Origin of the sequence: Lactobacillus sp. OTU4228 (assembly GCF_001006945.1) — a bacterium.
Lineage (GTDB): Bacteria > Bacillota > Bacilli > Lactobacillales > Lactobacillaceae > Lactobacillus > Lactobacillus amylovorus.
The window spans coordinates 1-12,425 of the sequence record NZ_CDLD01000003.1 but is presented as its reverse complement, the minus strand read 5'-3'; the positions used below and the strand labels follow the sequence as shown (position 1 = coordinate 12,425).

Here is a 12,425-nt window from a genome sequence, read left to right as displayed (position 1 = left end):
TAGACAAAGCGCTGCGCATCATAGTTTAGTTTAATGATTTTCTTTTGCTTAGAACTAGGATAAAAGCGAAGCTTAACGCCAAAATGATAGGCTAAACTGCTCATTCTTTTCATGTATTTCACCTCCTTGTATTATTGTAATTTGATTATATCCTATGTATATCTTATAATCAACAGTAAATAGATACATAATAGACGAAAGGATATTAGACTATGAATAATAAGAGAGACAAAATAAAAGACGCAGGCTATGAAAAACACTACGTCTATAATGCACACTATCATCTAATTTGGTGTACTAAATACCGCAATCAAATCTTTACTAACCAAGACCTGGCTCAAGAAATGCGAGACCTGCTCAAGCAAATAGCCGAAGATAATCAAATCCAAATTGAAAAAATGGAAGTAATGCCTGAACATATTCATTTGCTTATTAGCTTTAGGCCATCAAAATCGGGTTCAAGCGTAGTCAAAGCGCTCAAAGGAAGAAGTGCTTTCTTATTCTTCCAGAATCACCCCGAAATTAAGCAAAACAGGATGTGGGGTGGGCATTTATGGTCGCCAAGCTATTACTTTGGTAGCGTAGGGAATATGTCTAAAGAAGTAGTAGAAAAGTACATTAATGACCAGATCTACAATGCCGTTAGAGACGGTAAGCCCTAGCCATCCCCGCATTAAAATACGGGGATTTCTGGGCGTTTTTCATTAAAAAGTAATAATTGTTCTTCATATGAAAGATGATGTTCCATATTATTCTATCCATAAAAAAACCTTCGCTGATAGAGGAAAATCCATCCGTCATTGCGAAGGTATGATCTACTTTCATTATACAGATTATTTTTAATAAATACTGTCTTAAGTTCTACAAAAATAAGCCTCAGAACTTCTGAGACTTATTTTTTATTTAGAGAGATTTATTATTTTGGCTTAGTCTTCGTAGCTTGCTGCTACTTCTTCATAATGCTTTATTTCGTCATCACTACAACGAACAAAGTGACCTGGACGAATTTCGTGCATGCTACGCTCTTTTCCGTCCATTTCTTCTTTTTGAGCATCGTATGGAATTCTTGTACGACTGCGTTCAACTTCTGGGTCAGGAATTGGCACAGCTGAAATCAAACTCTTAGTATAGTCATGAAGCGGACGATCATAAACGTCGTCAGCTGGCCCTACTTCAAGCAATTTACCGTAGTGCATAACACCAATACGGTCAGAAATAAACTTAACCATTGATAAGTCGTGAGCAATAAAGAGGTAAGTTAAACCACGCTTTTTTTGCAATTCAATCATCAAGTTAACAACTTGCGCCTGAATTGATACGTCCAAAGCTGAGATAGGTTCGTCAGCAACGATAAATTTAGGTTCAACGGCTAATGCACGTGCAATTCCGATTCTTTGACGCTGACCACCTGAGAATTCGTGTGGGAAACGGCTGGCGTGACTTTCGTTCAAACCAACAGTTTCAAGCAATTCTTCTACACGCTTGCTTCTTTCGGCCTTATCCTTAACCAAGTGGTGGATATCAAGCCCTTCAGCGATAATATCTTCAACTGTCATTCTTGGGTTAAGTGAAGCATATGGATCCTGGAAGATCATTTGTGCATCCCTAGTAAAAGCTAATTTATCAGCTCTACTTTTCAGATTTTCAACATTCTTACCTTCAAAAATAACCTCACCGCTAGTTGGCTTATACAACTGTAAAATTGAACGACCGGTAGTTGTCTTACCAGATCCTGATTCACCTACCAAGCCAAAAGTTTCGCCTTCGTAAATATCAAAACTTACATCATCAACAGCTTTGGTGACATTACGGCCATTTTTAAAGTATTGTTTTAGATGTTTTACTTCCAAAATTTTCTTTTTTTCTGGCATAAAATTCTCCTTTGCTGCGATTATTTAACTCCTGGTAGTTTGTTCTCTTTTTTCATCAAATCATATTTCTTCCAGCGTCTTTGAATTTCTGCTGGTGGTTCAACCTTTGGTGCACCTGGTGCAAGCAGCCAAGTTGCGGCATAGTGGGAGTCGCTAACTTTGAAAAATGGTGGCTTGCGTTCAACGTCGATCTTCATGGCGTATTTGTTTCTTGGTGCAAAAGGATCACCCTTAGGTGGATCAAGCAAGTTAGGTGGCGTACCTGGGATTGATTCCAAAGTATCACTATTAAGCGTAGGCATTGAGTTGATCAAGCCCCAAGTGTATGGGTGTTGTGGATCGTAGAAAATTTCGTCTACGCCGCCAAATTCAAGGAATTCTCCTGCGTACATTACGGCTACACGATCAGCCATGCCGGCAACAACACCCAAGTCGTGTGTAATAAAGATAATTGAAGTCTTTACTCTCTTTTGCAAATCCTTCATCAAGTCCAAAATTTCAGCTTGCACAGTTACATCCAAAGCAGTTGTCGGTTCGTCCGCAAGTAAAATTTCGGGTTCACAGATAAGTGCAATCGCAATTACGATTCTTTGTCTCATACCACCTGAGAATTGGTGTGGGTATTCGTTGATTCTTTCTTCTGCGTTAGGAATACCAACGGCCTTCATCATTTCAAGTGCCTTAGCCCATGCTTCCTTCTTTGAAGCACCCTTGTGCTTGATCAAAGGTTCAGCGATTTGTTGGCCGATTTTCATCGTAGGATCGAGTGAAGTCATTGGATCCTGGAAAATCATTGAGATTTCGTTTCCTCGAATATTTTGCATTTCCTTTTCTGGCAAGTCTAATAAGTTCTTACCATGAAAGTTGATCTCGCCGCCTTCGATCTTGGCGTTACGAGCAAGCAGGCCGATGATACTACGAGTAGTAACAGACTTACCTGAACCTGATTCGCCCACGATTGCTAAAGTTTCACCCTTATTCAAGTGAAAGGACACATTGCGGATAGCTTTAACCTCACCAGCATAAGTGTGAAAATCAATTTTTAAATTTTTAACATCTAAAACTCTTTCTTCTGGCATTTAGGTTAATCCTTTCTATCTTTGTCCTCTTGGGTCAAAGGCATCACGTAAACCATCACCTAATAAGTTGAAGGCAATCATCAAGATACACAAAACGATTGCTGGGTACCACATTTGGTATGGCAAGAATTGGAAGTTCTTTTGACCTTCGTTTAAAAGCACACCAAGTGAAGTTTGTGGAGCTGAAATACCAATACCGATGAAACTAAGGAATGCTTCGAAGAAGATAGCAGTTGGAATGGTGTACATCGTTTGAATGATGATGATACTTGAAAGGTTTGGCACCAAGTGCTTCCACGCAATCTTCCAAGATGATTCACCAAGTGAACGGGCTGCTAAAACATATTCTTCGTTCTTTAAACTCAGCGTTTCGGCTCTGACCTGCCGTGCCATTGTTGTCCAACTAGAAATGGCAATAGCCAAAATAATTGAGGTAATACCTGGTTTCAAAACAACCAGCATCAAAACAACGATAATTAAGTTAGGTACGGAGGAGATGATTTCGATAATCCGCTGCATCACGTTATCGACTCCCCCGCCTTTCCATCCGGACACTATTCCGTACGCGACCCCGATAGTTAAGTCAAAGAAGGCAGCTACTAAGGCAACAATTAATGAAATCTTAGTACCATAAATAATTCTTTGTCCAAGTGAACGACCTAAATAGTCAGTACCTGCAATGAAGTACTTGTCTTTTGGCACATTGTTTTGAGCGTAAGCATCAACCCATTTGCCATTTTGCTTAATCTTACCGTTCAAACCGTTAACTGCGCTCATGCCAGGAACTTTGGCTGGCAAGTTAGCATATTGCGGATGTGATTTAACCAAAGTTGCGTTATTGATGAATGGGGTTGAACCAAAGGCAACAATGATCATGACAATAACAATAATTGCGGAGATCATAGCTGCTTTTCTTTGCTTAAAACGAATCCAAACGTTTTGAGCAAATGACAATGATGGACCAGCAATATTTTCGTTATCTTGCGCCTCATCCTTTGGTAAAGGTTCAAAGGCATCTGTAGGAAGGTTTGATTTTTCTTCAGCCATATTGTCTTCTAAGCCTCGCTTTCATCTAATCTGATTCTTGGATCAATCAATCCGTAAACGATATCAGTTACTAACAGAATTACTACTAATCCGATACAGTAGACCATCGTGATTCCCATGATTGTTGGGTAGTCGTTAGTTAAAATTGACTTAACGAATTGTTCACCGATGCCTGGGATGTTAAAGATGTTTTCAATAACCATTGAACCAGTCATCAAAGCTACTGCGTAAGGACCAATCAAAGTAACAAGTGGAATCATTGAGTTACGCATTGCGTGTTTTCTAATAACTTCCATCCGGCTTAAACCTTTAGCCTTACCTAACTCAATGTAGTCACTACTCAAAGTATCAACCATGCTCGTTCTAATGAACCGGGCCGTCTCGGCGAATGGCCCTACCGCTAAGGCAATCGTCGGCATAATTGTTTGGGAGAATTGCCCCCAACCGGCCAGTGGGAAAAGCCCCAGTTTCAAACCGATGTAGTATTGAAGTAGTACCGCTAAAACGAAGTTAGGTACTGACTTACCGATAATAGAAATTACAGTTGCAGTTGAGTCAACCCAGGTTCCCTGGTTTACGGCAGCGATCGCACCAACGATAACGCCAAGCACAACACCAAGAATCAAAGCTTGAAGACCAAGTTGCATTGAGGCACCCAAACGTGAGCCAATCAATGTTGCAACAGGTTGATTACTGTATTGGAAGGATGTACCGAAGTCTCCGTGAAACATCCCGCCGATGTAAATCAAATATTGTTGCCATTCTGGTTTATTCAAACCGTATTGTTCATCCATGATGTGTCGCTGCGTTAGCGTCATCTTCGCTTCGTTAGCGTAAGGTGAACCAGGCATTAACTTCATTAAGAAGAAAGTTACCGTGGCTACGATAAACAAAGTGAGGATCATATAAAAAATACGTTTCAATAGGTATCTAGCCATATTAATTTCTCCCTCATTTTCTTTTTTGCTTTATTACTTAATTTTTAATGTTGTTTTAATTATACCAGATGGATTTTAAATTACTAGAGAAAAGTAAATAAAAATTAAAAAAATAAGAGAAAAGTATGTGCTTTTCTCTTATTTTTAAGCTGCTGTTATTATTTATTGCTTTGATTGTTTGTACTTTATTTGTAGTTAGGTGCTTCCTTAGTTATTTGCACATCGTGTGGGTGTGATTCACGCAAACCAGCATTAGTGATTTGAACAAATTGGGCCTTTTCGATTAATTCTGAAATGTTAGCTGCACCGCAGTAGCCCATACCTGAGCGAAGACCACCATCGATTTGGAAGACAACGTCAGAAACGTCACCCTTGTATTCAACACGAGCTTCGATACCTTCTGGAACAAGCTTGTTGGCTTCGTTAACACCACCTTGGAAGTAACGGTCGCTTGAGCCGTGAGCTTGAGCCATGGCACCGACAGAACCCATACCACGGTAACGCTTGTACTTCTTGCCATTATCTTCAAAGATGTCGCCAGGTGCTTCAGTGGTACCACTAAGCATGCTACCAAGCATAACTGCGTTACCACCGGCAGCTAAAGCCTTAACTACATCACCTGAGTACTTGATACCACCATCGGCAATGATTGGCTTGTGGTACTCACGTGCAGCTGAAGCAGCATCATAAATAGCAGTAATTTGTGGTACACCAACACCGGCAACGATTCTAGTAGTACAAATTGAACCAGGTCCAATACCTACCTTAACTACGTCAACGCCAGCGTCGAACAATGCACGAGTGGCATCCCCAGTTGCCACATTACCGGCAATTAAAGTTTGCTTTGGAAAATGTTCACGGAATTCTTTAATCTTACGCAAAACACCTGCTGAGTGACCATGAGCAGTATCAATAACGATTGCATCGGCACCAGCTTCAAGAAGTGCTTCTGCTCTTTCAAAAGTATCACTAGTTACACCAACAGCTGCGGCACAAAGCAATCTGTTTTGGTCGTCAACTGCAGCCTTAGTGGCATTGCTTGGTACGACTACGCTTTTAACATTAGCAACTTCACTTGCTTGGGCTTGAATTGACATATTCTTGTGCACTACGCCAAGTCCACCTTGGAGAGCCATCGCAATTGCCATTGCTCCTTCAGTGACAGTATCCATGCCGGCACTGATTAATGGAATATTCAATTTAATATTATCAGCCAGTTGTGTGCTCAAATCGACTTCGTTTGGCAAAACATGGCTTTCTGCTGGAATCAATAAAACATCATCAAAAGTTAAACCTTTTTTGGCAAATTTTGTATCCCAATTAGACATTATGCTCTCCTTTTCTCATACAAATAAAAATTATTAGCTATACTTTACTAGGAGATCAACCAATTTTCAAGGGTAAAAATAAAAGCAGGCTGAATTTTTTCAGTCTGCTTTTCACTTAAGAGAGGAGTTTATTGGTTATTAAAAAGATTAGTTTGCAATGTATGCTTCCTTAAAGTTGTAAGGAGCACCGGCACCGTTGTAGACAACGCCCTTGACGGTTGAACGAACCATCCAAGCTTCTTCTGGGTGGTACAAAGGAGTAACACCCTGAGTGCTGATAATTCTTTGTTCAGCCTTAACTAAGTCGTTCCAACGAGTGGTTTCACTAGGAGTTACCTTAGATTCTGCGACAAGCTTATCATAAGTAGAATCTGAGTACTTTTCCCAGTTTTGCGAGTTCTTAGAAGTGTTCAAGTCCAAGAATGAAATTGGGTCTGAGAAGTCGGCAGTCCAACCCATCAAGAAGACATCGTAGTCACCGCTTCCGGCGTGGTCTAAGGCAGTCTTCTTAGGAATGCTTTGAACTCTGACGTTGACACCCTTCAAAGCGGATTCGATTGAACTTTGCAAGAATTCGCCGCCCTTCTTTGAAGCATCGTCATCGTAAGTCAAGATTGAGAAGCTTACGCTCTTCTTGCCCAACTCTTTTTGAGCCTTCTTCCAGTAGGCTTGAGCTTGTTTCTTGTTGTAGGTATTAAATTGCTTAGTAGCAGTACCTCTAACAAGGTTGGTGTAGTCTTTACCCTTCACTTCGGTCATGTTTTCTGGAGAAAGTGTGTCGGCAGGTTCTGCGGCCCCACCAACAGAGTTAGCCAATTCTTTTCTATTGATTGCTAAAGAAAGAGCCTTTCTGAAGTTTTCGTTGTTAAATGGTGCTTTCTTTTGGTTCATTTCAAGGTAAATCGTAGATGCAGTCTTTCTCAAAGTGTAGCCCTTTTGATTCTTCAATTCCTTTGAAGCTTGAGGACCAAGCAAGGCTGCATCAAGCTTGCCTGATTGGTAAAGGTTGTAGTCAGTTGAAGGCGTCTTTTGAACGCTGTAGTTGATTGTATTAAGCTTAACGTTCTTCTTGTCCCAGTAGTTCTTGTTCTTAACAAGTTTCCATGAAAGGTTTGAACCTGTCCAACCCTTTTGTACGAATGGGCCGTTGTAAACAGTAGTCTTTGATGAAGTACCATAGCTCTTGCCATATTGTTCTACTGCCTTTTGGTTTTGTGGGAAGAATAGTGGGAAGCCCATCAGAAGCTTAAAGTATGGGATACGTTTATCCAAAGTTACTACTAACTTGTCGTCACCCACTGCTTTAATGCCCAAAGTATTTGGCTTTTTCTTACCGGCTACAATTGCATCCGCATTTTCAATACCAGAAAATAGGTATGAATATTGTGAACCTGTACTTGGAGTAACGGTTCTACGCCAAGAATAGACGAAGTCCTTAGCAGTTACTGGATCACCGTTTGACCACTTATCATCTTTACGTAAAGTAAATGTCCAAGTCCTGCCATCTTTACTGGTAGTAGTTTTAGTAGCCAAAGCATTTTCAACTTTAGAGTTTTTACCTAAACGATAAAGACCTTCCATCGTATTGTTCAATTGGGTAAAACTAGTGGCATCTGTAACCTTAGCTACATCCATGCCTTCAATTTCTGTTTTATCCATCCAGTTTAAAGTCTTTTTACCACCACCGGCTGATGATGAACTACTATTGTTGCCACAGGCTGCCAGTGCAGCTCCGGCTAAAGTTACAACACCGGCTGCCATTAATTTTCGGAATTTACTCATTTTCTTATCCTCCGAATATGCAAAAAAGAGTAGCTGATTAAAGCTACTCTTTTCCTGTCAAAGTACTATGAATTTAATCTACGTAAGCATTCTTGAAGTTGTAGTTCAAACCAGCACCGTTGTAGACGATACCCTTGATGTCTGGACGTACAAGCCATGCTTCAGTCTTGTAGTAAAGAGGTGCGATACCTTCTTCATTAAGCAAGATCTTTTCAGCCTTTTCAAGGTCGTTCCAACGCTTAGTAGTATCTGCAGTAGTCTTAGAATCAGCAATCAACTTGTCGTATTGAGCGTTGCTCCACTTACCGTTGTTGTTAGCGTTCTTGCTAGTGAACAAGTCAACGAATGAAATTGGATCGGCGAAGTCAGCTGACCAACCTGATACTACGAGGTCGAAGTTACCGTTAGTTGAACGGTTCAAACGAGTCTTAAATGGTACGTTTGCGACAGATACCTTCATGCCCTTCAAGTTTTCTTCTAATTGACTTTGAAGAGTTTCAGTAGTCTTTTGACCTGCATCAGTATCGTCTGAAAGGATTGAGAATGAAACGTTCTTTACGCCTAATTCTTTCAAAGCCTTCTTGTAAAGCTTCTTAGCTTCAGTTGGGTTGTAAGAAGCACTTTCCTTATCGCCAACTACTGAAGCCCAATCCTTACCGTCGTGGTTAACGACACCCTTAGAAGTTAAACTATCGGCTGGAGTGTTTGAACCACCTAAAGCGTTAGACAAAGCTTTTCTGTTGATTGACATTGAAATAGCTTTACGCAAGTTTTCGTTCTTGAAGATCTTTCTTCTTTGGTTAAATTGAACGTAGAATGTTGCAGCTGTGTCACGCAATGTGTAGCCTGCATTGTGTTTCAAGTTCTTAGTTTGTTGTGCGTCCAAAACGGTTGCGTCAAGCTTGTTTGATTGGTACAAGTTGTAAGCTGTTGAAGGAGTCTTTTGAACACTGTAGTTAATAGTGTTAAGCTTGACATTCTTCTTGTCCCAGTAGTTCTTGTTCTTTACAAGCTTCCAAGAAAGGTTTGAACCTGTCCAGCCCTTTTGTACGAATGGGCCGTTGAAGGCAGTAGTCTTGGATGAAGTACCGTACTTAGAACCGTTAGCTTCGACAACCTTTTGGTTTTGTGGGAAGAATAGTGGGAAACCCATCAAAAGCTTAAAGTATGGAATACGCTTATCCAATGTAACAACTAACTTGTTATCACCAACGGCCTTGATACCTAAGCTGTTAACTGGAGCTTTACCAGCTGAAATTTGAGTGGCATTATGAATTCCCTCAAATAAGTAGGCATATTGTGAAGCAGTCTTTGGGTTGACAGTTCTACGCCAAGAATATACGAAGTCCTTAGCAGTTAACTTGTCACCGTTTGACCATTTTGAAGGACGTAAAGTAAAAGTCCAAGTCTTGCCGTCTTTAGAAACCTTGGTGCTAGTTGCCAAAGCATTTTCAACCTTGGAGTTCTTGCCTAAACGGTAAAGACCTTCTTCAACGTTACCCAATTGGTTAAAACTAGTAACGTCGGTAGCCTTTGAAATATCCATAGTTGGAATTTCGGCTGAATCCATCCAGTTGATGCTCTTCTTTGCAGAAGAGTTGCCTGATGAACTGCTGTTACTGTTGCTACCACACGCTGCTAGTGTGGCACCAGCGATAAGAACTGTTGCCCCTGCAGCAAATAATTTTGTAAACTTCATATTATTGCCCCTCTCGTTTATGAGAAAATTAATAAATTTTCTTAAGTTGCTTATAAGTATATATTATCAATTTTTAATTTGCAAGTTTTTTTTAATCTTTAGCAAATATTTAAGTAAAGAAATAAGCCTCAATGCTACAGCATCAAGGCTTATTAATTATTAAACTTTTTTCAGATATTCCACTCATCCATGAACTCTTGAACGAAATTACGCATGTAATCGGTCCGTCTTTCAGCCTCTTTTTTAGCGGCTGAGGTGTTCATTAAATCGGTTAAATGAAAAAGTTTCTCATAAAAGTGGTTAATCGTTGTCTCGACATGACCACGATATTGGTCATGACTCACTAACTTGACTGGCTTAATCTCAGGATCATAGATTTTGTTACCATGCTTACCACCATAGGTAAAAGCACGAGCAATGCCGATGGCACCGAGACTTTCCAAGCGGTCCGCATCTTGAACATACTTGCCTGACAGAGGTAAATCATAGTGATGTTCAATATTGGCAGAAAAGGACATGTGCTGGATCGTAAACAAGATGTCCCAGATTTCCAAATCATTAAAGCCAACTTTAGGCAATAATTCTTTAATCTCGGCAACGACCTTTTCTGGATCGGCACAAATCTTTTCATCAATCGTGTCGTGCAAGTAGCCGCCAGTTTTAATAATGGCCACTACCCGGCTATCCTCATGAGCATCAGGATGATCTTCCAGATACATCTTGCTAGCCAAGTTAGCTACACGTTGACCGTGATAAAAATCATGGCCGGTTTTTTCGTCTTTTAAATGATCCTTGGTAAATTGAATGACTTGATCGATGTCCATTATGCCATTGAGTCCCATGCTTCTACTGGGGTAGCTTCGCCTTCCCAGATCTTAACCAATTTTTCTGGTACGTATTGCTTCTTTACGACCACCTTGAAGAGGTATTCGTTGAACCAATCATCGTCCATCACGAAGTAGCCTTTTTCGCCGACTTTTGTGCCCCATGAGTTTTCGATCTTCCATTGACGAGGCTTGCCGTCAACAACATCGACACCAACCAAAGTCATAGCGTGAGTTGAACCAGATGCCCCAGTTTGCAGGCGCTCTTTTTTATTCAACTTAGTTTCAATGTTGAAAATGGCATCAGTTTGGTAAAGGCCTTTAGATAAAATACCCTTTTGACGGTCGCTGTCTTTACCAACATCACAACCGAACCAAATAGTTTCACCGGCTTCAAGTTGCTTAATTGCAGCTTCCTTCAAGTTATCGATTTCGGTGTTCAAGAATTGAACAGGAGTGCCACCTTCGACGTTGTCTTCAAATGGCAGTGCGTAAAGCTTGTCGAATTCATGATCTGGAGCGTTGAACAAAACAACGTAGTCATCGAGATCATCAGTGAAGTAATTGTGGAAGAAATCAAGTGGAGTCAAATCACCATCAAAGTGATATTTGCCATCGTCATCCTTGAATTCAAGGTCAAACTTTTGGACAGGTTCACCGAAGGCGATCACAGCCATGCGGTAAACTTCGCTCAAGAATTCTTGACGCTTAGTTTCAATTTCATCGAATTTCTTTTCTTGATAAAATTTACGCAAAACCAAACCATCTTCACGCAGCTTCATGTTCAAAGCACGGTTAAACATGGCGGTGTTGTTGGCAGAAAAGCTTTCGTCTTGAGCATAGGTTGGTACTAAGCCGTATTTTCTAATTAAGGAAACGGCCATGGCCCATTGACCACCATCGGTGTCGGGACCTTGCATGTAAGTGTGCACTGTTCTGTCATCAAGTGGACGATCAGCAGTATTTAAAATATTATCGAAGAAAATATTTGCACGTTCTACTCTGTCCCAGAAAAAGAGGTAATTTTGAGAGAAGGTAAAATTCTTCGCATTGTACTTTTTAGCAAAGCCATGACGCAAAGTATTGAGTGCCGCAAACAACCAGCAACGACCTGATTGCTTTTGATCAGTGACGTTGTCAGTTGGAATTTCAATTGAAAAAGTGCGATTTAATTTTCTTACGCCTTCGTTGTTAAAACTAGCCTTTTGCACACCGTTATTAACAACAGCAAGTTCAGCCACGCGGTTTTGTGGCTGCGCTTCATAATCTTTTTGGAATTTGGCAATTTCTGCCATTGTCAGCTCGTGTTTCATATGAGATCCTTTCTCGTTAAAATCAATCACTACATTGTCATCATTTTAGCATTATTTTGCCCACGAAAAAAAGCCGCTTCCCAGGTTTGAACTGGGAACCTCCTCCTTACCACGGCGGTGCTCTACCTATTGAGCTAAAGCGGCGTCTCTATTGTAACAAAAAAGACAAAGACAATCATTTCGAATGTCTTTGTCTCTTTTTTTCATTTTCCTAATCCAAGAGTTTGAAAATAAGAAATAGTTTGAGATTAGTCAACTACCCTAGACTGAAGTCTAGGGCTTAGTGGCTCGTTAGCTTGCGCTAACCAGAACACCAACTTGCTTAGATACGGACTTGACTTACCAGCAATAGTCTTTTGACTATTGCCGATAGAGGTCGTCTAATTACCAAAGCCTTTTAAGTCCGCGAGTTGCTAGCGGACTGCAGCCTTTCTAGGCTGCTTTTTTTATTTTAGGATTCTGCCAATTGCCTAATCCTTTTTCTAAGATGTTCACGGCCGCATTCCAATCACGAATATGGGGCATTCGACAAATTGGACAAGTC

The 12,425-nt window shown here is 40.6% G+C and carries 10 protein-coding genes, 1 tRNA gene and 1 pseudogene; 1 reads left to right on the top strand and 11 read right to left on the bottom strand.

Translation table 11 applies throughout. The features are described from left to right. Positions 1-212: 212 nt before the first annotated feature. Positions 213-662, top strand: coding sequence for an IS200/IS605 family transposase (gene tnpA / locus BN1206_RS00715; protein WP_052542753.1), 450 nt, complete (start codon positions 213-215; stop codon positions 660-662). A gap of 264 nt (positions 663-926) precedes the next feature. On the opposite strand, the gene BN1206_RS00710 is transcribed toward tnpA, so the two are convergent. The 11 genes and pseudogenes from BN1206_RS00710 to BN1206_RS00660 form a co-directional block, all read right to left on the bottom strand. Next, positions 927-1,871: an ABC transporter ATP-binding protein gene (locus BN1206_RS00710; RefSeq protein WP_013641429.1), complete on the bottom strand. Its 945-nt coding sequence runs from the start codon at positions 1,869-1,871 to the stop codon at positions 927-929. 20 nt (positions 1,872-1,891) lie between these two features. Then, positions 1,892-2,950 (bottom strand): ABC transporter ATP-binding protein, encoded by a 1,059-nt coding sequence (locus tag BN1206_RS00705; RefSeq protein WP_013437059.1) that lies wholly within the window; start codon positions 2,948-2,950, stop codon positions 1,892-1,894. A 15-nt stretch (positions 2,951-2,965) separates the two neighbouring features. Beyond that, positions 2,966-3,997: an ABC transporter permease gene (locus BN1206_RS00700; protein ID WP_052542750.1), complete on the bottom strand. Its 1,032-nt coding sequence runs from the start codon at positions 3,995-3,997 to the stop codon at positions 2,966-2,968. Positions 3,998-4,005: 8 nt separating this feature from the next. Then, entirely contained in the window at positions 4,006-4,935 is a 930-nt protein-coding gene (gene opp3b, locus BN1206_RS00695) for an oligopeptide ABC transporter permease (protein ID WP_013437057.1), read from the bottom strand. A gap of 185 nt (positions 4,936-5,120) precedes the next feature. Beyond that, positions 5,121-6,263, bottom strand: a complete 1,143-nt coding sequence (locus BN1206_RS00690) for an IMP dehydrogenase (protein WP_013641427.1) — start codon at positions 6,261-6,263, stop codon at positions 5,121-5,123. Positions 6,264-6,410: 147 nt separating this feature from the next. Beyond that, on the bottom strand, positions 6,411-8,045 hold the full coding sequence (locus tag BN1206_RS00685) for a peptide ABC transporter substrate-binding protein (protein WP_052542749.1): 1,635 nt from the start codon (positions 8,043-8,045) through the stop codon (positions 6,411-6,413). A 73-nt stretch (positions 8,046-8,118) separates the two neighbouring features. Continuing rightward, a complete protein-coding gene (locus BN1206_RS00680; protein WP_052542748.1) occupies positions 8,119-9,744 on the bottom strand; it encodes a peptide ABC transporter substrate-binding protein in 1,626 nt (541 codons plus the stop codon). 170 nt (positions 9,745-9,914) lie between these two features. Continuing rightward, positions 9,915-10,568 carry an HD domain-containing protein gene (locus tag BN1206_RS00675; RefSeq protein ID WP_052542745.1) on the bottom strand — a complete coding sequence of 218 codons (654 nt, stop codon included), beginning with the start codon at positions 10,566-10,568 and terminating at the stop codon, positions 9,915-9,917. Further along, the gene (locus tag BN1206_RS00670; protein ID WP_052542743.1) at positions 10,568-11,881 is read right to left on the bottom strand and encodes a C1 family peptidase; all 1,314 of its coding nucleotides are present in this window, start codon (positions 11,879-11,881) and stop codon (positions 10,568-10,570) included. The genes BN1206_RS00675 and BN1206_RS00670 overlap by 1 nt, the downstream gene beginning before the upstream one ends. Before the next feature lie 71 nt (positions 11,882-11,952). Next, a tRNA-Thr gene (locus BN1206_RS00665) sits at positions 11,953-12,025 on the bottom strand. A 288-nt stretch (positions 12,026-12,313) separates the two neighbouring features. After that, a pseudogene (locus BN1206_RS00660) lies at positions 12,314-12,425 on the bottom strand (RNA-guided endonuclease TnpB family protein); the annotation flags it as partial.